General features: G+C 34.3%; 21 protein-coding genes. 8 read left to right on the top strand and 13 right to left on the bottom strand.

Features of this window, described 5'->3' with window-relative positions; genetic code table 11:
• The 3 genes from JE46_RS10535 to JE46_RS10525 all read right to left on the bottom strand — a co-directional run bounded on the left by JE46_RS10535 (nucleotide 1) and on the right by JE46_RS10525 (nucleotide 3357).
• Nucleotides 1-1296: a porin gene (locus tag JE46_RS10535; RefSeq protein ID WP_031455242.1), complete on the bottom strand. Its 1296-nt coding sequence runs from the start codon at nucleotides 1294-1296 to the stop codon at nucleotides 1-3.
• Nucleotides 1297-1464: 168 nt separating this feature from the next.
• On the bottom strand, nucleotides 1465-2544 hold the full coding sequence (locus JE46_RS10530; RefSeq protein ID WP_031455241.1) for a sensor histidine kinase: 1080 nt from the start codon (nucleotides 2542-2544) through the stop codon (nucleotides 1465-1467).
• Nucleotides 2545-2673: 129 nt separating this feature from the next.
• A complete protein-coding gene (locus JE46_RS10525) occupies nucleotides 2674-3357 on the bottom strand; it encodes a response regulator transcription factor (RefSeq protein WP_031455240.1) in 684 nt (227 codons plus the stop codon).
• A gap of 233 nt (nucleotides 3358-3590) precedes the next feature.
• Here JE46_RS10525 and JE46_RS10520 point away from each other — a divergent pair, with 233 nt between their 5' ends.
• The 4 genes from JE46_RS10520 (at nucleotide 3591) to JE46_RS10505 (ending at nucleotide 9262) form a co-directional block, all read left to right on the top strand.
• Nucleotides 3591-6380, top strand: coding sequence for a TonB-dependent receptor (locus tag JE46_RS10520; RefSeq protein WP_031455239.1), 2790 nt, complete (start codon nucleotides 3591-3593; stop codon nucleotides 6378-6380).
• Between the two features lie 174 nt (nucleotides 6381-6554).
• The gene (locus JE46_RS10515; protein WP_031455238.1) at nucleotides 6555-7745 is read left to right on the top strand and encodes a hypothetical protein; all 1191 of its coding nucleotides are present in this window, start codon (nucleotides 6555-6557) and stop codon (nucleotides 7743-7745) included.
• Nucleotides 7746-7851: 106 nt separating this feature from the next.
• Complete coding sequence (locus JE46_RS10510; RefSeq protein ID WP_031455237.1) at nucleotides 7852-8187, top strand: T9SS type A sorting domain-containing protein; 336 nt, start codon at nucleotides 7852-7854, stop codon at nucleotides 8185-8187.
• A gap of 94 nt (nucleotides 8188-8281) precedes the next feature.
• On the top strand, nucleotides 8282-9262 hold the full coding sequence (locus tag JE46_RS10505) for a LuxE/PaaK family acyltransferase (protein ID WP_031455236.1): 981 nt from the start codon (nucleotides 8282-8284) through the stop codon (nucleotides 9260-9262).
• A gap of 68 nt (nucleotides 9263-9330) precedes the next feature.
• On the opposite strand, the gene JE46_RS10500 is transcribed toward JE46_RS10505, so the two are convergent.
• The gene (locus tag JE46_RS10500; protein ID WP_031455235.1) at nucleotides 9331-9675 is read right to left on the bottom strand and encodes a hypothetical protein; all 345 of its coding nucleotides are present in this window, start codon (nucleotides 9673-9675) and stop codon (nucleotides 9331-9333) included.
• Between the two features lie 160 nt (nucleotides 9676-9835).
• Nucleotides 9836-11131 (bottom strand): tyrosine--tRNA ligase, encoded by a 1296-nt coding sequence (gene tyrS, locus JE46_RS10495; protein ID WP_031455234.1) that lies wholly within the window; start codon nucleotides 11129-11131, stop codon nucleotides 9836-9838.
• Nucleotides 11132-11318: 187 nt separating this feature from the next.
• On the opposite strand from tyrS, the gene JE46_RS10490 reads away from it, so the two are divergent.
• Entirely contained in the window at nucleotides 11319-12320 is a 1002-nt protein-coding gene (locus JE46_RS10490) for an NAD-dependent epimerase/dehydratase family protein (RefSeq protein WP_031455233.1), read from the top strand.
• Here the strand turns inward: JE46_RS10490 and JE46_RS10485 are convergent.
• From JE46_RS10485 to JE46_RS10475, 3 genes are read right to left on the bottom strand one after another with little or no spacing between them, the layout of a single operon-like run.
• Nucleotides 12315-12830 (bottom strand): DUF4296 domain-containing protein, encoded by a 516-nt coding sequence (locus tag JE46_RS10485; RefSeq protein ID WP_031455232.1) that lies wholly within the window; start codon nucleotides 12828-12830, stop codon nucleotides 12315-12317. The two genes, JE46_RS10490 and JE46_RS10485, sit on opposite strands and share 6 nt — an antisense overlap.
• 6 nt (nucleotides 12831-12836) lie before the next feature.
• Nucleotides 12837-14177 (bottom strand): dihydroorotase, encoded by a 1341-nt coding sequence (locus JE46_RS10480; RefSeq protein ID WP_031455231.1) that lies wholly within the window; start codon nucleotides 14175-14177, stop codon nucleotides 12837-12839.
• A gap of 9 nt (nucleotides 14178-14186) precedes the next feature.
• The gene (locus tag JE46_RS10475; protein ID WP_031455230.1) at nucleotides 14187-14912 is read right to left on the bottom strand and encodes a polyprenol monophosphomannose synthase; all 726 of its coding nucleotides are present in this window, start codon (nucleotides 14910-14912) and stop codon (nucleotides 14187-14189) included.
• A 106-nt stretch (nucleotides 14913-15018) separates the two neighbouring features.
• On the opposite strand from JE46_RS10475, the gene JE46_RS10470 reads away from it, so the two are divergent.
• The 3 genes from JE46_RS10470 (at nucleotide 15019) to JE46_RS10460 (ending at nucleotide 17070) form a co-directional block, all read left to right on the top strand.
• Nucleotides 15019-15702, top strand: a complete 684-nt coding sequence (locus tag JE46_RS10470; protein ID WP_031455229.1) for a DUF4271 domain-containing protein — start codon at nucleotides 15019-15021, stop codon at nucleotides 15700-15702.
• 14 nt (nucleotides 15703-15716) lie between these two features.
• Nucleotides 15717-16463: a uroporphyrinogen-III synthase gene (locus JE46_RS10465; RefSeq protein WP_031455228.1), complete on the top strand. Its 747-nt coding sequence runs from the start codon at nucleotides 15717-15719 to the stop codon at nucleotides 16461-16463.
• Between the two features lie 136 nt (nucleotides 16464-16599).
• Entirely contained in the window at nucleotides 16600-17070 is a 471-nt protein-coding gene (locus tag JE46_RS10460; protein WP_007811264.1) for an Lrp/AsnC family transcriptional regulator, read from the top strand.
• 142 nt (nucleotides 17071-17212) lie between these two features.
• On the opposite strand, the gene JE46_RS10455 is transcribed toward JE46_RS10460, so the two are convergent.
• From JE46_RS10455 to JE46_RS10435, 5 genes are all read right to left on the bottom strand, one after another.
• Nucleotides 17213-17899, bottom strand: a complete 687-nt coding sequence (locus JE46_RS10455) for a zinc metallopeptidase (protein ID WP_031455227.1) — start codon at nucleotides 17897-17899, stop codon at nucleotides 17213-17215.
• Between the two features lie 293 nt (nucleotides 17900-18192).
• On the bottom strand, nucleotides 18193-18783 hold the full coding sequence (locus JE46_RS10450; RefSeq protein ID WP_031455226.1) for a hypothetical protein: 591 nt from the start codon (nucleotides 18781-18783) through the stop codon (nucleotides 18193-18195).
• The gene (locus JE46_RS10445; protein ID WP_031455225.1) at nucleotides 18770-19243 is read right to left on the bottom strand and encodes an RNA polymerase sigma factor; all 474 of its coding nucleotides are present in this window, start codon (nucleotides 19241-19243) and stop codon (nucleotides 18770-18772) included. Before JE46_RS10445 ends, JE46_RS10450 begins: the two co-directional genes overlap by 14 nt.
• A 1-nt stretch (nucleotide 19244) precedes the next feature.
• Nucleotides 19245-20093, bottom strand: a complete 849-nt coding sequence (locus JE46_RS10440) for an alpha/beta fold hydrolase (RefSeq protein ID WP_031455224.1) — start codon at nucleotides 20091-20093, stop codon at nucleotides 19245-19247.
• A 461-nt stretch (nucleotides 20094-20554) separates the two neighbouring features.
• Complete coding sequence (locus tag JE46_RS10435; RefSeq protein WP_031455223.1) at nucleotides 20555-23575, bottom strand: leucine--tRNA ligase; 3021 nt, start codon at nucleotides 23573-23575, stop codon at nucleotides 20555-20557.
• Between the last annotated feature and the right edge of the window lie 98 nt (nucleotides 23576-23673).

Here is a 23673-nt window from a genome sequence, read left to right as displayed (position 1 = left end):
TTAAAAATTGAACTGTGCCTGAAGTCTCAATAAATTTCCTTGTTGTCTGTTAACAGGCAGGGCGCTGTCTTCAAAAGTTCTGTCGGCAATTACATATTCTGCTACTAACTCAAATGCTTTAATTGGCTGCCATTCCACTCCAATTTGGTAGTCTCTTACTAAGTAGCTTCTTGCATCTTTTTCATATTTTTTACCTCCGTCATAATATTGAAATTTGGCAAAAGGATAAATATGCTGTTTTTTAATGTCCCATTTATAATTTAATAAAACATAACCTCCGTTCAAATCTGTAACGTCAACATTTTTGGTTACTGTATTATATCGTGGTCCTGTACCAAAGTTATACTCCGTTTGGATTCCGAAGGGTTTTGGATACAAAACAAAAGTCGCTCCTATTCTCTGGTCCTTTATATATTGTGGATCATTAACTGTAACTCCTGAAGAAATTTCTCCTGTAAAGGCCCATTTTCCTGTATACGCCTGAATTCCTGGTTCGATAATCTGGTTTCCAATAACAAACGGGTAAGTCACCCTTGCTACAACATTCAAATCTCTGTTTCCGTCTATTTTATTTGCTATCTGGCCGTTATAAACTCCAAAGGCAAAAACTCCAAAATCGCCCGAGCCTTTGTAACCATCTTTTACGAGCATTGCAAAACGTTCTCTGATTTCTGCAGGTGCCCAGTAAAAGAACATCCCTAAATCACGCTCATTTGCAATTGAACTGTTTATCCCATCGGCACGGTCTAAAGTCAGACGCTGTGAACTGGACTGCATGTTCTCAAACCCATACGGAATTTTGCTCTGCCCTACGCGAAGACGGTATTCTCTTTTTTTATCAAAAGAGAGATCAAAATATAAATCTCTAATCTGAACAAAATTTTGAATTCCGCTACTTGGTGAACTCGCAAAATCCGGTTGAAAATAAAAAAAAACATTTGGATGCACCTGACCTGAAAACACTAAACGCGCACGGCGAATAAAAAGTCCGTTGTTTGCTTTTGCATCCGGAGCTGTAGATGTTGTTCCCCAGGATTTATCACATTGGTCGCAGGAAACTTTGTCATTTGTAGAAAACAAACCATTATATCGTATTTGTGCATAACCTCTTAACGAGATTCTGTCATACCAATGTTCTTCGATGCCCCCTCCAGATTTAGTGTCAGGAAGTTTTGCCTTATTTATCGAATCTAAAATACGCATTACCTCGTTTTTCACATCCTGCTTGTTCAGTTCCTGTGCTTTTGTACCACATGTAAGCAGTACTAAAACTGCAATTATTGCTCTTTTTATCATTTTTTCTAATGCCCTTAATTTCAGGATGCAAAGATGTAACCACCTATGTTAAGAAATCATTAACCAGATGTTATTATAATAAAAATTTAATGTTACGAACAAACCCGGAAAGTTTATTTATTGTTAACGCCCTTATTGTACGATGTTTAACACAATAGATACTTACAATTACTTAACTTCAGGTTTTTGAGGTTTTTGTGCTTTTTCGAGGGTAAAAGAGAATTCAGATCCTATTCCGAACTCACTTTCTACATAAACTTTTTCCTTATGTGCTTCAATAATATGTTTTACAATAGCCAATCCTAAACCGGAACCTCCTTCAGATCGTGTACCGCTTTTGTCAACTCTGTAAAAACGTTCAAAGAGACGTGGAATGTTTTGTTTTTCAACCCCTTCTCCATTATCACTAATACGGATTAGCACCTTTTTCTTGGTCAGATTAACGACTCCAACTTCAGTCAAGCCACCTTCTCTCCCATATTTAATAGAATTGACAATTAAATTCTCTAAGACCTGCTGAATTCTGTCTTTATCTCCCTTTACTAATAAGGATTGCAGATTCTTACTTTCGAAAGCCAGTTTGATTTTCTTTTTATCGGCTTTCATTTCCAACAAATCAAAAACATTCTGAAGCAATTCGACAATATTGAATTCGGTAATATTTAAATCCAGATCTCCAGACTCCAGTTTGGTAATCATATCAAGATCTTCAACTATGTATATCAATCTTTCTACTCCTTTTTCAGCACGTTTTAGATATTTTTTCCGGATTGTCTTATCATCCATTGCTCCATCCAATAGAGTTGAAACGTAACCCTGAACCGTAAACAAAGGTGTTTTAAGTTCGTGCGAAACGTTTCCTAGAAATTCTCTTCGGTATTGCTCCCTAATTTCGAGCATTTCGATTTCGAGTTTTTTATCTGTGGCAAACTTTTTCACTTCTCGTGAAAGTGTTTCCATATCGGTAGTTATCGGCTGATTGATAAGTGTAGTCGACTCGAGCAGCGAAACCTCATCATAGATTTTTTTTACTCTTCTGTAAATAAATCGTTCTACACGATATTGCAGTACTAAAAAAGAAAAGATATATACAGAAATTATAAAAATTATTCCAAACCCAACCTGATATTTTAATTGATTTTTATAAAATATATTCAGCAGCAGCAACACAAAGCCAGTTGTGAAAAGACTTATATACAATGCTGATTTGATAGCGAATTTGTAGGTTTTTTTGAAATTAATTTTCATTGAAACAGCGATATTTTTTTTAAACAATAAACCATTTAAGAAATTAATCCCATCAAGTTTTTTTTGACTTAATGAAACAAATTTCTAAATGGTTTTTAAATTTTATTCTTTTATAAAGAGTTAAGAATTTTACGCTTCAAATTTATAACCAACCCCTTTTATAGTTTTAAAAAGGTCTTCGCCAATTTTTTCACGCAATTTTCTAATGTGTACATCAATTGTTCTTCCGCCAACTACTACTTCATTTCCCCAAACCTTATCCAGGATTTCGTCTCTTTTAAATACTTTCCCTGGTTTTGAAGCTAACAAATAAAACAATTCGAATTCTTTTCTTGGAAGGGAAATTTCAATATTATCTTTGATGATTTTGTATTCTTCACGATTAATCTCTATTCCGCCTACGTTTAAGGTATCCGTAACAACTTCCTGTTCTTTCAGCCTTCTTAATAAAGCCTTTACTTTACTAACCAGTACTTTTGGCTTAATTGGTTTTGTAATATAGTCATCGGCACCGGCATCAAAACCAGCTACCTGCGAATAGTCTTCGCTTCTGGCTGTTAAAAATGTTATGATAACGTTATTTAATTCCGGGATTTTTCTAATATGCTCACACGCTTCCATACCATCCATTTCTGCCATCATGACATCCATTATAATAAGATCCGGCAATTCTTTTTGAGCTTTTGTGATTGCTTCTCTTCCATTCGAAGCCGTTACAATCTGGTAGCCTTCCTGAGCAAGGTTATAGCCTACAATTTCAAGGATATCCGGTTCATCGTCGACTAGTAAAATCTTGGTTTGTGTTTTTTTCATAAATAGCAAAAGTTGAAATTTTTACATCAAATTTCCTGTATTATATATTTGATGTTTTTGAATTGCGATGGTAAATATAATATAAAAACAACGGTTAAAAAGTCGTGTTAACGGTAATTTAATCTGGTAACAATTTGATAATCTACAAGACACAAAAACATAACAAGTGCCTAACATGAACTTTACAGTGCGTGTATTTCTTTGCACAAAAATAAATCAAACACAACACTGAAATGAAATTCAATTTAAAATTTCTATTAATTGCATTATTTATCTGTGCCATTTCGGTCGCACAAAACAAAGGTACAATTTCTGGAGTATTAACCGACAAAGAAACTAATAATGAAGCACTTCCTTTTGCGAATATTTTAATTAAAGGAACAAACATTAGTACCAACACTGACATTGAAGGAAAATATTCCTTATCTGTAAATCCGGGAAACTATACTCTTATCTTTAGTTTTATTGGATATGAATCTGTAGAAAAACCAGTTACTGTTAAAGCAAATGAAACCATCATTGTTAATCAGGTATTATCCGCCGGAGGATACACTCTTAAGGATGTTGTTGTAAAATCAACAGGAGGAAACAGAGAAAAAGAATCTGCTTTACTTTTGGAACAAAAAAATGCTGTCGTTATTAAACAAAGTATCGGTGCACAGGAAATGTCAAGAAAAGGCGTTAGCGATGTTGAAGATGGTTTGACAAAAGTTACCGGAATTACAAAAGTTGACGGAAGAGGTTTATTCATTAGAGGGCTTGAGGATCGTTACAACAATTTATTGGTTAATGATTTACAAACTCCCTCAAATAGTCCTTTCAAAAAAATCATCCCACTAGATTTATTTCCAACTGATATTGTTGGTGTTTTAAATATTTACAAAACATTCAATCCAAATATTTCAGGCGATTTTGCAGGAGGAACAGTAAATATAGAAACAACTCAGCCTAAAAACATTACTAAACTTAATGTAGGTTTTGGATATACCACAAACAACAATCTTAAAAATTTCTTGCTTTCTAATGATGCAGACAGTACAGAAGGTACTTTCGGATTAATTGGAAAAGACAGAGAGCTACCTGGAGTTTTCGGTTCTGTTCCTAGCGGGAAGAAATTATCTCCTGATGAATATCACAATGCTTATGATAATAAAAACTGGGATGTTAACGAAACTGCAAGTCCTTTAAATTCAAGTATTGGTTTTTTACATTCACAAAAATTTGATCTTGAAAAAGAAAGAAACATCAGTTACATCATGTCTTTTAACTTTGATAATAAATATGTTTTCAGAGAAGGAGTTGACAGGACTTTTAACTTAGGTCAGGGTAATTATGATAATAATTTGTATAACACACAATATGCTTATCAAACTACTTTTTCTGGTTTAGCAGGTTTAAAATACAAAACCAACAGATTAAACTTAAATTTTACAAGTTTGTTTATTCAGGCTACGGAAAGTAAAATTCAGGATCAAATAGGATACACTAATAGTTTAGCAAATGTAACCAACAATCTTATCAGATTAAATCAATTTGAGGAATCAAGATACTGGAACACACAATTATTTGGAGATTACAAATTGACAGAAGATGGAAAACAAACCATAAAAGCTGGAGGTTCTTATGTAAAAACTGGTTTTCAACAACCTGACAGAAAATTCATTACAGGTCAAAAAGTAAGTGATACAGACATCAATATGTCTTATGGAGGTAACAACCTGAACCGTCAATATCTTGATGTAAAAGGAAATTTTTACTTTTCAGCATTAGCAGAATATAATTTGAAATTTGGAAACAAAGAAAAACAAAATAACTTATCTATTGGATACAATAACTATCTAAACGATATGCAGTCCAGCTACCGTTTCTTTTCCGGGAGAAGAAATATTGAAAAAAACTATACTGCTAATCTGAATACAATCAGCTCTGAAATCAATGATGATATCGATAACGGAATCCTATATGTTCAGGAAGAATCTAACGGCGATTACAAAGTAAAACTAAATCAGTTTGTAAATGCAGGATACTTTAACCTGTTTTGGACTTTTGGCGAAAAATGGGATTTGAATGCAGGTCTTAGAGCCGAAAACTCAACTCGTGAAATTAAATATAGAAATCAGGGTGATCCATTTGGAAGTGCTTATCGCAAGAAAACTGATGAAAGCTTAGATATACTTCCATCGTTAAATACAAAATATGCCTTAAATGAAAAAAGTAATCTTCGTGGTTCTTTAAGTAAAACAATTACAAGACCTGTTGCAATGGAATTGCTACCAATTAACTACATCAATGCTGATGCAACCTCAGAAAGTGGTAATCCAAACTTATTGAACAGCGATAATTACAATGCAGATTTTAAATATGAATTGTTCCCAAATAACAAAGAGTTATTTGCTATTGGAGCTTTCGGAAAATTAATTGAAAATCCAATTGAAAGAGTTTTCAAGCCAACAGCAAATAGTGGTGGACAAATCACAACTTTCAAAAACTCTGAACAAGCTGTTCTTTATGGTGCTGAAATCGAAATGATTTTAACATTAAACAGAATTAGCGAATCATTATCCAATTTTACATTTGGTTTTAATACTTCATTAATGAATACCGATGTAAAAATCGATTTGAACAAACAAGGGAACGAATTAGAAAACAGCACAAGTCGTAAACTTCAGGGAGCTTCAAACTGGATGATTAACACTGACTTGAAATATGATTTCACTTTAAATAACGAATGGAAAAACACCATGACATTGGTTTACAATGTTTACGGAGACAGAATTTTTGCAGTAGGTTCATCTGGAATTGACCATATATATGAAAAATCATTTAGTAAATTAGATTTTGTATGGTCAAGTACACTTTCTAAAAACATCGAATTGAAATTTGCCGCAGAAAATTTACTTAATCCATATTATAGAAAAGAATTAGGAAAAAACAGCACTATTGACATTACGGAAGATTCATTAGTTCTTCGTGATTACAAAAAAGGAGTTGGTTTCTCAGTAAATATCGGGTACACATTCTAATCTACAAAAAAGAGCTTTACGGCTCTTTTTTTGTTTAAGTAACATAAAATTTACATCAATTTGATTGTTATATAATACTTTAGTAACAATTACCTAACCGAATTCAGGAATCACGACAGTACTTTTGAAATAAATAATAACACAAAAAAACTATAATTTAAAATCATTAAAAAAATGAAAAAATTAGCAATCAGTCTTACTTTTTTAAGTTTAATTTTCGCAAGTTGTTCTTCTAGCGATGATGATGTTGTAACTCCTCCAACAACAGGTACTGGTGAAATTACAGGAGACATTACTGTTTCTAAAACATATATTAAAGGTACTTACACTCTAAGCGGAACTGTAAGAGTAAAGAAAGATGTAACTCTAACATTTGAAGCCGGATCTGTTATTACAGCAGATGTAACAAATGGAGCAGATGCTTTGTTAGTAGAAAAAGATGGAAAATTAGTTGTGGCAGGTACTGCTGCAGAACCGGTAGTTTTTACAGAAAAATCTAAAACTGCTGGATCTTGGGGTGGAATTATCATTTTTGGTGATGCACCAATTGTTTCTGGTAAAACAGCAGAAGGCGCTCCAATTACTACAGCAACTTCAGAAGACGGAACAAATATTGTTTATGGTGGTTCAAATGCTACTCACAGCAGTGGTTCATTAAAATATGTTCGTGTAGAATATGCCGGAAAGAAAATCCTTGACGGAAACTCAGAAATGAACGGTTTCTCTTTCTACGCTGTAGGTTCAGGAACAGTTTTGGAAAACTTAGTAGCTTACAAAGGAGCTGATGATGGTTTCGAATTTTATGGTGGAACTGTAAGTGCTAAAAATTTAATTTCTTACGGAAATACAGATGATTCTTTTGACTGGCAAGATGGATGGCAAGGTCAGGCAAACACTAACTGGTATGCTTACCAAACTGGTGCTGGAAATTTCGGAATGGAAATTGAATCAAAAAGTGTAAACAATGCTTTCTTCCCTAAAGTTTCTAACATTACTTTAAGAAGAGCTGCCGGAACAGCAACTGAAGCTGCAGGTTCTGTAGAATATGATGCAATCCAATTCAAAAAAGAAGGAAACGGTGAATATTCTAATATTGTAATATCAGGATTTACTACAACAGGAGCTGTTGCTGTTAGAATTCAGGAAGCTGCTACAAACACTAACCAGGTTACTGGTGGGAAAATTAAAATTTTAAATTTAAAAGTTGATGATGCTGCTACTCCTCTAACAGGAACTGGAGCTGCAGGTTTTACAATTGCTTTTCCAACAGCAAACTTTACAACAAGTACAACAGCAACAGGAGCTGCTTTAACTCCAGGAGCTTGGGCAATTGTTGATGGTGTAAACTTATTAGAGAAGCTGTAAGACTCAATTATAAATTGTTAAAAACATCCTAAATATTTAGGATGTTTTTTTTTGGCGTAATATTTGAAAACTTTTTTTCGTATATTTACATATCTAAAATAATGCGATGGCAAAAAATTACTTTTATATTACTTTCTTACTGGCTTTTTTCTTTACTTTAAGTGCCTCAGCACAAGACAGTAAATCAACGCCAAAAACTCAGGGAACTCCTATAGAGGGTTTAAGCTTGTACCCTAACCCTGTGGTAAATGGAAAGGTTTATATTTCATCTAAAAACGATTTAGAAAAAGAAATTATTATATTTGATGTTTTAGGTAAAAAGGTTCTTCAGGCACATTTAACCACAAAAGAACTAAGCATTCCTGATTTAACCCCAGGAGTTTACATCATAAAAATAAGTGAACAAGGCAGTTCGGCAACACGAAAATTGATTGTTCGATAAAAAACCATAAAAACAGATACTCAAGCTCCATAATTTGGAGCTTTTTTATTACCCCTGCACCTACAATAATTTATACCTTTGCAAAAAAAAAGTTTTGATTACAGCCCACGATATATTTACCATTTCGAGTCAGAAACAATTTGAAAAAATAGCACTTAAGGTGTTTCGTTTTCAGTATGAGAAAAATAAGGTATATCGTGAGTTCTGTGATTTTTTAAATGTAAATCCGCAACAGGTAAAATCATTGGAACAAATTCCTTTTTTACCCATTCAGTTTTTCAAAAGCCATGAAGTTGTGTCAAATTCAGATTTTGCCGAAGTAACTTTTACCAGCAGCGGTACTACCGGAATGGTAACCAGTAGACATTTTGTAACAGATGTTTCTCTCTATGAGGAAAGTTACCGCAAAGGGTTTTCTCAGTTTTACGGCAATATCGAAGATTATGTTGTTTTAGCACTTTTGCCGTCCTATCTTGAACGCGATGGATCTTCGCTAATCTATATGATTGAAGACTTAATAAAACTATCCAATCAGCCTGAAAGCGGGTTTTATTTACACAATCACGATGATTTAATCAAAAAGCTGACTACTTTAGATGAATCCGGTCAGAACGTGATTTTAATTGGCGTCACATATGCTTTATTAGATTTGATTGAAAAACACCAGTTCAGCCTTCAAAATACCATTATTATGGAAACCGGCGGAATGAAAGGCAAACGAAAAGAAATGATTCGGGAAGAACTCCATGAACAGCTTTGTAAAGGTTTTGGTGTTTCTTCTATTCATTCAGAATACGGCATGACCGAACTTTTAGCTCAGGCTTATTCTTTAGGCGAAGGCGTTTTTGAATGCCCTTCGTGGATGCATGTTCTAATGCGTGATCCGGAAGATGCTCTAACATACGTGAAAGACGGAAAAACAGGCGGAATCAACGTTATTGATCTGGCCAATATCAATTCGTGTTCGTTTATCGCTACACAGGATTTAGGCAAAAAAAATCCCAACAACTCTTTCGAGGTATTGGGACGTTTTGATAATTCTGATATTCGTGGTTGTAACTTAATGGTTCTTTAATGTTTAATCGTTTATTTGTTGAAATCGGTTAATCGGCTTAAACTCCATTAAACAGTTAAACAAAAAATCTAATTTTCTTCCGTTACGCCAATACTATCTATTCCTTCTTTTCTAGATAATTCTCTTTCTTTTTCGCCTTTAGTTTTCAATAAACTGTAAACTCCATAGCATACTAGCCCTCCCAAAAGAACGAAAAGCAAATTCCATCCAATACTATTATAATTTTCGTCATTTACCCCATCCACACCATTAATAAAAACAACACAAGCTCCATATATAACGCCAGCAACAAGAGTGGTTCCGTAATAAGATGCTAATCCAATAAGAGCATAAGTCCATTTGTTCTTATTATATTCATTAGCTAAGTCGCTAAACGATTTCCAAATCCAATAAATAAATACAATTCCTATCATAAGTTTATTTTTAAGTGATAAACATACTAAAAATATCATTTGATATTAAAGTAAAATTAAAAATCCCAATAACTCTTTCGAACTATTGGGATCTGTATAATTATATACTTTAACCTTCAGAAATCAATTAAACAATTAACCGATTAAACAGTTAAACCTTTTAAACTACTCTAATTACATAATAATTTCTTCTTCCGCTTTGAACTAATACAAACTGATTATTAATCAAATCATTTGTAGACAATACAAAATCTTCCTTGATTTTTTCTCTGTTCACCGAAATTGAATTTGCAGTTAAAGCTCTTCTCGCCTCTCCGTTTGATTTAAAAAATCCCGTTTTTTCGTTTAAAACTGAGATGATATCCAATCCGTTTTCTAAGTCTGTTTTTGCAATTTCTGCCTGAGGAACTCCGTCAAAAACTTCTAAGAAAGTTTTTTCATCCAGTTTCTTCAAATCCTCCGCAGTTGAATTTCCAAACAAAATATTCGAAGCCTGAATCGCTTTTTCTAATTCTTCTTTACTGTGAACAAAAATCGTGATTTCTTCTGCTAATTTCTTTTGCAAAACTCTTAAATGCGGTGCTGCCTGATGTTCTGCAATTAAAGCATCAATTGTTTCTTTATCTAAGAAAGTAAAAATTTTAATGTATTTTTCAGCATCTGCATCTGTAGCATTAACCCAAAACTGGTAAAATTTATAAACCGAAGTTTTATCAGCATCCAGCCACACATTCCCTCCTTCAGATTTCCCGAATTTAGAGCCGTCTGCTTTTGTAATTAAAGGTGTTGTTAAAGCAAAAGCTTTCGCATTTTCACCCCCCATTCTGCGCACTAATTCTGTACCTGTGGTAATATTCCCCCATTGGTCAGAACCTCCCATTTGCAAAAGGCAATTGTTGTTTTTATATAAATGATAAAAGTCGTATCCCTGAATTAACTGGTAGGTAAATTCCGTGAAAGACATTCCTTCGCCTTCTCCGTTGATTCTTTTTTTAACAGAATCCTTCGCCATCATATAATTTACTGTGATACGTTTTCCAACTTCACGGGCAAAATCAATAAACGAGAATTCTTTCATCCAGTCATAGTTATTCACCATGATTGGCCCGTTTGGTTCTTTTGAATTAAAATCTAAAAAACGAGACAGAACGCTTTTGATTCCGGCAACATTTTTAGCTAAAGTTTCTTCGTTCAGCAAATTTCTTTCATCAGATTTTCCGGATGGATCACCAATCATTCCGGTTGCACCACCCACTAAAGCAACGGGCTGATGACCAAAATTCTTTAAATGAACCAGCAAAATAATCTGAACCATACTGCCAATATGCAGCGAATCTGCCGTTGGATCGAAACCAATATAAGCCGATGTTACCTCTTTTAGCAATTGTTCTTCCGTCCCTGGCATGCTATCATGGTACAAACCGCGCCACTTTAATTCTTCAACTAGATTCTTCATTTTTAAAATATTTTTGCGCAAATGTAATCAATGTCAATATCAAAATCAAAAAGCAATGGCAATATCAATCTCAAAAAGCAATGGCAATGGCAAATTTCAACGGCAAATTCAAAAAGCAATTAAAAACCTTTGCAACTTTGATCCTCTGTAACTTTGCACCTTTCAGCCAAAAACTTATCTTTACAAAATGGTATTAGTAACAGGAGGAACTGGTTTAGTTGGCGCACATTTATTGCTTCATTTAATTCAAAATGGAGAAAATGTCCGGGCTATTTACCGCAGCCAAAACAATATCCAAAAAACAAAGTCTGTTTTTGAACTGTACAAAAAAGGGGATTTATTTGAACAAATCAATTGGCTGGAGGCCGATATTCTGGACGTTCCTTCTCTCGAGATTGCTTTTATCGGAATAGAATATGTTTACCATTGCGCTGCCTTGATTTCTTTTGACCCAAAAGATGAAGATGCACTTCGAAAAACCAATATTGAAGGAACCGCCAATATGGTTAATTTTTCTTTAGCCAAAGATGTAAAGAAATTTTGCTTCGTAAGCTCCATTGCAGCTTTGGGAGATTTGCAGCCCCATGAAACTTATATTACCGAAGAAACCGACTGGAATCCGGAAAAACCACACAGTGACTACGCAATTTCAAAATACGGTGCCGAAATGGAAGTCTGGCGAGGAGTCCAGGAAGACTTAGATGTGATCATCATAAACCCTGGAGTTATTCTGGCGCCTATTGCAACCACATCAATTTTCGAACACGGAAGTAATGAATTGTATACAAAAGTAGCCAACGGCCTTTCATTCTACACCCTTGGAAACACTGGATTTGTTACTATAAATGATGTCGTAAGAATTGCTTTTGAACTAATGAAAAGCAATATAAAAAACGAACGTTTTACGCTAATTGCAGATAATATTGTTTTCAGGGATATTCTAAATACGATTGCTGAAGTTCTAAAGGCAAAAAAACCAACAATTCACGCTACGCCACTATTCATGAACTTCCTTTGGATTGCAAATGGAATATTTTCAACTTTATTCTTTCGAAAAAGAAGTCTCACTAAAGCAACAGCTAAAGCTTCTTATTCTAAAAATCTGTATTCAAATGAAAAAATAAAAACCGCTCTGGGAACGGTTTTTTTAGATGTAAATCAATACATAAACGAAGCATCAAAATTATAATCCTTTATGCTGAACTCGTTTCTTTCTTTTTACAGAGTCGACATTTATTTTTTTTATGACTTTCTTTACAGAATCTTTAGGAGTTTCTTTTAATTTTTTCTTTTTTGCTTCAGCAGCCTTTTTTGCCTCTGCTATTTTTTTAGCTTTGGCAGCCTTTTTTTCTTCTGCTTTTATCTTTTTTTCGACAACTTTTTTTTCTTTATCCAGCCTTGCATTTATTTCATCAAACATTTCTTTGTAGTTATCATAGTCAGCAGCATAATAGATGTTGCTTTGAGCAAACTGAAGACTATCAACCTTATATTTTTTAAAAATAAACTTCTTAGGGTTGGACTCAACCGAATCCAGCGATAAAGGCTGTTGGTATTTTATAGCATCCAAAAGAGATAAATCATATATAATATCAATCATTTTTTCTTTCGCGATAAGTTTAGCAGGTTCTTTGACCAGCTCTTTTTTACAACTTACAGAAAGAAATAAAACCAATATTATAAATACAAAATTCTTCATTGCTGTTTATCTGTTAAATAATAGTCGCTTCCCGGCACGAACATCTTTTACTTTAAAGTTGTTATAAACCATTTCGCCATTTACAAAAGTATGTGTAATTCTTGATTTAAAAGTAAAATTCTCAAACGGAGACCACCCACATTTATACAAAATATTATCTGGTTTTACGCTCCATGGCAAACTTGGGTTTACAATAACCAAATCAGCATAATACCCTACTTTTATAAAACCTCTTTTTTCGATTTTAAAAATCTTAGCCGGATTATGGCACATTTTTTCAACGATTTTCTCAACGCTGATTTTACCCTGATGATACGCTTCAAACATAGCAATAACAGCATGCTGAACTAACGGACCGCCTGAAGGGGCATTTAAATAAGACTGATTTTTTTCTTCTTTTGTATGTGGTGCATGATCGGTTGCAATAACATCGATACGACCGTCATTCAAAGCTTTCCAAAGCTCCTTTCTGTCGTCTGCCGTTTTTACAGCAGGATTCCATTTGATAAAATTTCCTTTTGTTTTGTAATCTTCATCAGTAAACCAAAGATGATGTACACAGACCTCGGCCGTAATTTTTTTCTCTTCCAACGGAATTTTATTCGTGAATAATTCCATTTCTTTCGCAGTGGAAAGATGGAAAATATGAAGTCTTGCACCTGTTTTCTTTGCCAAGGCCACTGCTTTTGAAGATGAAATATAACAAGCCTCAGCACTACGAATTAGATTATGAGCCGTAACCGGAACATCATCTCCATATTTTTCTTTGAATTCTACTGAATTATTCCGAATCGTAGTTTCATCTTCACAATGCACTGCAATCAGCATTGGCGTACTTGAGAATATTCTTTCTAAAGTCGCTTCATTATCTACCAGCATATTTCCGGTTGAAGAACCGAGGAAAATTTTGATTCCGGCAACATTTTTTGGATTTGTTTTTAAAACTTCCTCCAGATTATTATTGGTTGCCCCCATCATGAACGAATAATTCGCAAATGATTTTTGGGAAGCAATTTGGTATTTATCTTCTAAAATTTCCTGTGTAACGGCATTCGGAACCGTATTGGGCTGTTCAATGAAAGAAGTAATACCTCCTGCTACTGCAGCTCTGGATTCAGATTCAATATCCCCTTTATGTGTAAGTCCCGGTTCTCTAAAATGTACCTGATCGTCAATTGCTCCCGGGATCAGAAAATTTCCTTCGGCATCTATTACTTTACAATCGGATGTTTTTAGGCTGATACTGTCTGCAACTTCAACAATTAAGTCGTTTTCGATTAAAACATCCCCTTCAAAAACAGACCCTTCATTTACAATTTTGGCATTCTTTATTAAAATCCTGTTCATCTTCCGCGTTTATAATGTATTGAATATTTTTTTTAATCGAAGAGAAATAACTCCAAGAATCGCTTCCTTAATAATAGCATTGCTCATTTTTGAGACACCTTTAGTCCTGTCTGTAAAAATAATGGGAACTTCTGTGATTTCAAATTTAGCACAATAAGTTCTATATTTCATTTCGATTTGAAAAGCATATCCAACAAATTTTATTTTATTGAGATTTATCTTTTCCAAAACCTCTCTTTTGTAACAAACAAAACCTGCTGTTGCATCATGAATTTTCATTCCGGTAATAAACTTAACATAAACCGAAGCAAAATAAGACATTAGCACACGACTTAAAGGCCAGTTCACCACATTTACACCTGTAACATAACGAGAACCCACAGCTAAAGCAGCCCCACCAAAATGACAGGCGTCATATAATTTTTCAAGATCATTTGGATTATGTGAAAAATCAGCATCCATTTCAAAAATGAAATCATATTTACGTTCCAAAGCCCATCTGAAACCGTGAACATAAGCCGTCCCTAATCCTGATTTTTTTGCCCTTTTTTCAAGAAACAGTCTTTCCTGAAATTCTTCCTGAAGCGCTACCACCTTATCAGCGGTGTGATCCGGCGAATTGTCGTCAATGATTAAAAGGTGAAATGATTTATGTTGCGAAAGCACCGCACGTACTATGCTTTCAATGTTTTCAATCTCGTTGTAAGTGGGAATTATGACAATACAATCATTCATTTTTTCTGCGTAATTTCACCGCAAAAGTAAACTTTTTATAGCATTTGATTCATAATAAATGTATAATAAAAGTATTGAGACAAAAAATTACTAATTTTGTATCGTTATGATTGAACAGCTTCATCCCAGAATTATAGAAAACAAAGATTGGGCAACACTTTTATTTGTGTTGGCTTTTGCCGTTGTTGCCATTACTAAATCTGCTTATGAAAATAGATTTAGTGAGTTTACAAAACTTATTTTCTCAGATAAATATGTAAAAATTTATCGTGACGTTTCGCATTTAAAAAGCAGTTTTACTGTAGGTTTGTTTTTTGTACAAATTATTTCGTATGCTTTTTTTATACAGTTGACGATGCATATTTTTAAATTTCCCGAATCAGGATATGCTACAAAATCAGACTGGATGCTTTTTACCCAGATTGCTACTTTATTAACCTACTTTATCTTAGCGAAGTATTTAATAGAAAAAATCATAGGAACTGCCTTCAATATTGATGAGTTTGTCGATCTTTTTAACCTGCAGAAAGCAACTTACAGAACTTATATTGGTCTTCTAATACTCCCTGTTAATGCAATTTTGTTTTATCATAACAATGTTCCTAAGAGTATACCACTAGCAATAATAGGGGTTTCGGCATGTATAAGTATGTTTTCCTACTTTATTTCAATTAAAACTTATCAAAATACAATAATCAACAAATTATTTTATTTTATTTTATATCTTTGCGCTCTTGAAATAGCCCCTTATTATTTCCTTTATTATTGGATTACAAAAGAGGTGGCTTAGTAAATGTTTATAATATGAAAGTGAAAACAATTTTGGTGTCACAGCCTGAACCTAAAGTGGAAAACTCCCCTTACTTTGAGCTCCAACAGAAACACAAAATAAAAATTGATTTCAGACCTTTTATTCATGTGGAGGGAGTTAGTGCAAAAGAGATTAGGTTACAAAAAATCGATCTTAATCATTACACTGCGATCATTTTAACGAGCCGAAATGCGGTTGATCATTTTTTCAGGGTAGCTGATGAAATGCGCTACAAAGTTCCTGAAGGATTGAAATATTTTTGTCAATCAGAAGCGGTGGCATTTTACCTGCAAAAATATGTGGTGTACAGAAAACGTAAAATATACGTGGGTGCTAAAGATTTTGCAGATTTATCACCACTTATCAAAAAATACAAAGACGAAAAATTTCTGCTTCCAGCCTCTGATCAGTTAAACGCAGATGCTCCTGTAACATTAAACGGATTAAAAGTAGATTGGGCACAAGCTATTTTTTACAGAACAGTAATGAGCGACTTGTCAGATTTAGCTGATGTTTATTATGATGTTTTGGCGTTTTTCAGTCCAACAGGAATCAAATCCTTGTTTAAAAACTTTCCTGATTTTAAACAAAACAATACCAGAATTGCTGTTTTTGGAAGCACAACTCAAAAAGAAGCTTTAGACCACGGATTAAGAATTGATATTCTTGCCCCGACTCCTGAAACTCCTTCTATGACAATGGCTTTAGAAAAATATATTAGTGAGGCAAATAAAAAATAATCCTTACTATTTACAACTTAGATTCCAAATTTCAACTTTTTATGTTGGAATTTGGAATTTTTATTTCCAACCATTTTAACTACATTTGATTTCTATTCTAAACCAAATTAGCAGGATTAGTTTCAAATTACAAGTTATGAAAATCAACTCGCTATTAATCGAAATTGACGGTATCGACAAGGAAATCCTTCGTTATTTAATGGATGATGCCCGAAAACCTATTTTACAAATTGCAAACAAAATTGGTATTTCCGGAGCCGCGATTCATCAGCGGTTAAAGAAACTGGAACAATCAGGTGTGATTTCAGGATCAAAATTTACTGTAAATCCTAAAGTATTAGGTTATAACACCATGGCTTTTATTGGAGTTTACTTAGATAAAGCCTCCCGAAACTCTGAAGCTGTAAAAGATTTAAAAAAAATCCCTGAAGTTCTGGAATGCCATTACACCACCGGCAACTGGTCGGTTTTGATTAAGATTATCTGTCGCGACAACGAACATTTGATGCAGCTTTTAAATACCAAAATTCAGGCAATTGAAGGGGTTTCGAGAACTGAAACGTTTATTTCGCTGGATCAGCAGATTGACAGACAGATACAATTGTAAATTAGATAATGTGTCAATTTGAAAATTAGATAATTCAAAAAAACTACATATAAAACTATAAACCCGACAGATTTTTAAAAATCTGTCGGGTTTTCTATAAATTATCTAATTGACTAATTATCTAAATTGCCACATTAAAAATTTAATTCCTCCTGCTTCCTGAGTAAATCGAAATATAATACAATAGCGTAGCAATAGAACCAATAGCCCCTACAACATAAGTTCTTGCAGCCCATTTTAAGGCATCCTTTGCTCCCGCCTGTTCTTGTTGTGTCAGCATTCGTTTATTTTCCAACCAAGCCAGCGCACGATTACTTGCATCATATTCAACTGGCAATGTTATAATAGTAAATAAAGTTGTTGCTGCAAAAATCACGATACCCACTAACAATAACTGCGGAAAAGTTCTTATCATAAGGATTCCGGCCAGCAAAATCCATTGTACATAATTTGATGCTACACTAACAATAGGAACTAATGCAGAACGCATTGTCAGCCATTCATAACCAATCGCATGCTGTACGGCGTGACCACATTCATGGGCTGCAACAGCCGCCGCTGCCGCGTTTCGATGATTATAAACTGCCTCACTTAAATTAACTGTTTTATCTGCCGGATTATAATGGTCTGTCAATTGCCCCGGAGTCGAAATTACCCGAACGTCACGAATACCATTATCAGCCAGCATTTTTTCTGCAATTTCCTTTCCGCTCATTCCGTTTTGCAACTGCAGTTTCGAATACAACTCGAACTTACTCTTTAACTTTGAACTCACCAGCCAGCTAATCAGCATTATCGCACCGGCAAGAATTAAATATTCTCTTCCCATATTTATATTTTTTAGTTTATGTTTTGTCTTGTAAAATCACAACAATTTACGAACCATTTTTGTAAAATGTCAAAATGACACACAACTTTAAATTTTAATTATGAATTGTTTCGCAAAAAACTAAACACAAACTTATTACTCAAAGAAATCTACACATTAAGTCAATCGAACCATGAGATTCGTACGGAACGACAAACTATATTGAAACAAAAATCCAAACCCCAATCGTAAAAATTGGAATTTGGACTCGAGCGATAGCGAACAGGCCAAGCAATTTTAAAATATTGATTTTATTAATCCAATTGCTTATTTATATCTTCAAACTTTACAATCAGTTCATTAATTTTTGCCTGTTGTTTTTTAATTTGTTTCGGACGCATATAAAACCAGTTAAAACCAATCCAAAGCAAGGTTATGCCATATGTAATCAGCGCATAAAAAACAGTCATCCTTGAAGCGTATTCATACATATACAAACAAATTCCCGCAAGAAGTAAAACAAAGTACCAACTCAATATAGTAGACTGCATGAATTGTTGTTTTCTTTTAATTAAAATTAGTTTTTGCAAATATTCCTGATTGGTTTGGTTTGTATCAATATCTTTATAAATACGAAGTAAACCATTGTAAACTCCCACATACATTATCATTGCCACGATTGCCAAAACGATTCCGATTTTAGTCGAAATAAATTGGGGCTGATAATAGTACCAAATAAAAATAATAAAAGCAGATGTGGCAAAAAGCAGAATATTGGTTTTCCATAAACTTCTCAAACCTGCTTTTTTGAATTGTTTTAGCCTTGCCATCAAATCCTCGATATTGGGCTGACTTACGGCTTGTTTTTTCCATAAATCTTTAAAATCTATATTATTGCTGTCCATTTTCTTTGAATTTTTGAGTCAGTTTTTCTTTTATTCTGTGAATTTTCACTCTAACATTAGCTTCAGAAAGTCCAACGATTTTTGCAATTTCTGCCTGCTTTACATCTTCCAGTTCCAGTGAAATAATGATACGCTCTGTTTCCGGCAATTCAGCAATGCATTTGTATAAAAACTGAATTTGAGGTTCTAATGAAGTTTGTTTTTCTTCTAAAAGATGAATTGATAAATCAGATTTCGGAAAACGTTTCTGTTTTTCGATCTGCCTCAGACAATTATTGGAAGCAATTCTGAAAATCCAGGTTCCAATAGCCGATTCGTTTCTAAATGCTTCCAGCTTCTGCCAGACAATAATAAAAGTTTCCTGAGCCAAATCCTGAGCAGCATCATAATCATTCACAAATCCCATGCAAAGCCTGAAAATCCTATCCCAATATATTTTGTAGATTTCTTCGAATTCCATCTTACGATTTTAAAAAATTGTTTAATTGTTCCAAATACCATGCTGTATCATCATACATTATAAAATGCAGGCCTTTGTTTGCGTATTTAAAATCAGCTGTTTTCAGGTTTTTATATTGTTCTTCGATTGTAGGTTTTAAATTTATAAAATAAGACTCTAATAAAATTAACGACGGACATTTTATCTGTGCAATCCTGTTTCTCAAATCGGTATTAGAAAAATCACAATACATTTGTCCGAAAGTGGTTCTGTCTGATTTTACACTCCAGCTCACTACCAATTCCTGTTTTGAAATATCCTGCAAAAGTCTCGGCATCGTTTGTTTCTGCATCTCATAAAACTGAGTTTCATTCATTGCCGTCATTTGGCTCATAGTTGAAGAACAATCATTGTTTTCTTTTGATTTGAAAGAAGGATCACTCAAAGCTGCCAGACACGGAAGCGCATCCACAACAACAATTTTTCCAATCAATTCCGGATAGTCTGCCGCAAGAGCAAGCGCCAATCCTCCACCCATACTGTGTCCAATAATTATTGGTTTTTCAATTTTATTGTTTTGGATATAATTAGCAATTTCTGTTTTCCAGTTTTCGAATGATGGATTTGGCCGTGGTTTTACTCCCGCGAAACCAGCCATTGTAAATGTGTAGCAAGTAAAATCTTTTTCGAATGCGGTTTTGGTTTCGTTCCAAACTTCTCCGGAAGAAGCAAATCCCGGAATAAATAGTATAGATTGTTTCCCTTTTCCGGTTTTAAGAACTTCAAAAGGATATGATTTTGTTTGTGCAAAAACATTTAGACATAATGCTGAGAATAAGAATGCGATAATTACGATGATATACTTTTTCATTTTTAATAGTTTTAAGTTGTTAAATAATCGGATCCGTGCTTTGGATACGTGAACTATTAAAATGTTACAACATTTTGAAAATTTTCAATAATTAAATTCCAAATTCCAATGTTGGAGTGTTTTTTAAACAGCAAAGTGCGCAAAGGTTTACGCAAAGAACGCTAGGTTATTTTACTCACGAAGGCGCAATTTTTTCCTTAATATTGTCATTCCGAGGAACGAGGACACGAGTGATAGCGAACTGGCGAAGCAATCTTCGTAAGCAGCTCTACAAAGATTGGCGACATTGATTGCGGAGCTTCTCGCGAAGATTCCTCGTTCCTCGGAATGACAAACTATGTGTTTTAGAAATAAATCTCTGAGAATTAGTACAATTGGCGGTAAAAAAACACGCACAAAAAAATCCCAAACCCCAATCGTAAAATTGGAATTTGGAATTTTAAATATTGGATTTTATTTGGTTATCCAACCAAATTAATGATCTTCCCAGGAACGATAATCACTTTATTTGGTGTTTTACCATCTAATTGCTTCAAAGTTCTTTCATCTTTCATGATGATTTCTTCGATTTGTTCCTTGGTTAAATCCAAAGGCAATTTGATCGTAAAACGCATTTTTCCGTTGAAAGAAACCGGGTATTCTTTTTCAGATTCCACCAAATGCTTTTCTTCAAAAATTGGGAAAGCAACTTCAGAAATTGAAGTTGTGTGTCCCAACTGCGACCATAATTCTTCTGCGATATGCGGTGCGTAAGGTGAAACCAAAATCGCTAACGGTTCTAAAATCGCTCTTGAATGACAATTTTGAGAAGACAGTTCATTTACACAAATCATAAACTGAGAAACCGAAGTATTGAAAGAGAAATTCTCAATATCTTCTGCTACTTTTTTGATTGTTTTATGCAATGATTTTAAGTTGTCTTTTGTTGGTTCGTCGTTGTTTACGATTAAACCGTTGTCATCAAAATACAATCTCCATAATTTTTTCAGGAAACCAAAAACTCCTGAAATCCCAGCAGTATTCCAGGGTTTTGCCTGCTCTAACGGACCTAAGAACATTTCGTACAAACGTAATGTATCAGCTCCATATTCTGCACAAATATCGTCTGGCGTTACAACATTGTATTTTGATTTCGACATTTTTTCAACTTCGCGACCAACAATGTATTTCCCGTTATCGTCTAAGATAAATTCAGCATCAGCATAATCTTCTCTCCATGATTTGAATTTTTCAATATCTAATTCATCAGAAGAATTAACTAACGCCACATCAACATGAATTGCATCAAAATGAATACTCGAAAATTTCAGATTAAAATCAGAAGAATAAGAATTATTAAAATGATCCTCTTGTTCTTTTACAAATCGGTTAATCTGTTCATTACTTCCATTCTTTAAATAATCATTAATAACATTTTTAGAAACAAAAGTGTCAATTATTTCAAAACAAATATCACTTTTTGAATCTGAAAAAGTTCTTTCGAAATCGATCTTAACTCTATAAACAAAAGCACTAGTCCCCAAGATCATTCCCTGATTGATCAGTTTTTTGAATGGCTCTTCAGTTGGAGCAAAGCCTTTGTCTTTTAAGAATTTGTTCCAGAAACGAGAATACAATAAGTGACCCGTTGCGTGTTCGCTTCCTCCAATATATAAATCAACGCTTTCCCAATACGCCAAAGCTGCTGCCGACGCAAATTCATTTTCGTTGTGCGCGTCCATATAACGCATCCAATACCATGAACTTCCTGCCCAGCCTGGCATTGTATTTAATTCTAAAGGAAAGGTCGAAACATTATCAACCAAATCAGTATTGACAACTTTATTTTGTTTCGTATCCCAAGCCCAAACTGCAGCATTTCCTAAAGGCGGCAATCCATCTTCAGTTGGTAAATATTTCTCTACTTCCGGTAAAATGATTGGCAAATGCTGTGTGTCGATCATTTTTGGCAATCCGTTTACATAATAAACCGGGAACGGTTCACCCCAATAACGCTGACGAGAAAAAACAGCATCACGCAAACGGTAATTTGTTTTTCCGGTTCCCTGCCCTATTTCTTCTAATTTTTCGATTGTTTTTTTAGTCGCCTCTTTATAATTTAATCCGTTTAAGAAATCCGAATTTGCGATTTCAACGTTATCTTTTGATCCGTAAGCTGCTTCAGAAATATCGACATTAGCGAAGATATTTTTGATTTCCTGCATTCCGTTCTGACCTTTAAAGAAATTAGCAAACGCATAATCTCTTTCGTCTCCACAAGGAACTGCCATTACAGCACCGGTTCCATAACCAGCCAAAACATAATCACCAATCCAAACCGGAATAGCTTCTTTTGTAAAAGGATGTTCCGCATACGCTCCTGTAAATACTCCCGAAATGGTTTTTACATCAGCCATACGCTCACGCTCAGAACGTTTTGAAGTTTTTTCGATATACGCTTCAACAGCCGCTTTTTGTTCCGGAGTTGTAATTTTAGCCACCAAATCATGTTCCGGTGCCAAAGTCATGAATGTTACTCCAAAAATAGTATCAGGCCTTGTCGTAAATACATCGATTACTTCATTGTGATTTTTCACATTGAAAGAAACCATTGCACCCACAGATTTTCCAATCCAGTTTCTTTGAGACTCTTTTATTGACTCGCTCCAGTCGATATCATTTAGCCCCTGAAGCAGGCGTTCGGCATAAGCAGAAATTCGCATACTCCATTGTGTCATTTTTTTTCTTATAACAGGAAAGCCTCCACGCTCCGAAACTCCGTTTACAATTTCGTCATTTGCCAGAACTGTTCCTAAGCCTGGACACCAGTTTACCTCAGTTTCTGCCAAATAAGTTAATCTGTATTGTAAAAGGATTTTTTCCTGCTCGTCTTTTGAAAACGCATTCCATTCACCTGATGAAAAACCTTGGATATTATCATCAGAAACAGCTTTTACATTTGCATTTCCTTCTTTTTCAAAAATAGAAACCAAAGTCGAAATGTCTTCGGCTTTGTCTGAATTTTTATTGTACCAGGAATTGAATAACTGAATAAAAATCCATTGTGTATGTTTGTAATAATCCGGATTTGAGGTACGCACTTCACGTGCCCAGTCAAATGAAAATCCGATTTTATCTAATTGTTTTCTGTATCCTGCAATTTGTTTTCCTTCTTTATCTACTCCACCGTCAATATTTACACGGGTAGTATCTTCCGGACGCTGACCTGTCTGAATTGCATATTGCTCAGCCGGTAATCCAAAACTGTCGTAACCCATTGGATGCAAAACATTGAAGCCCTGATGTCTTTTGAAACGAGAATACACATCTGAAGCAATATAACCCAGCGGATGCCCAACGTGTAATCCTGCTCCTGATGGATAAGGAAACATATCGAGAACATAATGCTTTGGTTTTTCAGAGTTGTTTTTTGCTGCAAAAGTTTGATTTTCTGCCCAATATTTTTGCCATTTGGCGTCAATTTCGTTTGGATTGTATTTCATTTTTTAAGGTTCAAAGTTGCAAAGTGACAAAGGCTCAAAGGTTTTCTCACTTAATGAATTATGGCGCAAATTTACATTTATTACACATTGTACCAAAG

The organism is Flavobacterium chungangense LMG 26729, assembly GCF_000735715.2.
In the GTDB taxonomy this organism is placed as follows: domain Bacteria; phylum Bacteroidota; class Bacteroidia; order Flavobacteriales; family Flavobacteriaceae; genus Flavobacterium; species Flavobacterium chungangense.
This window is presented reverse-complemented; position numbering and strand designations above follow the sequence as displayed.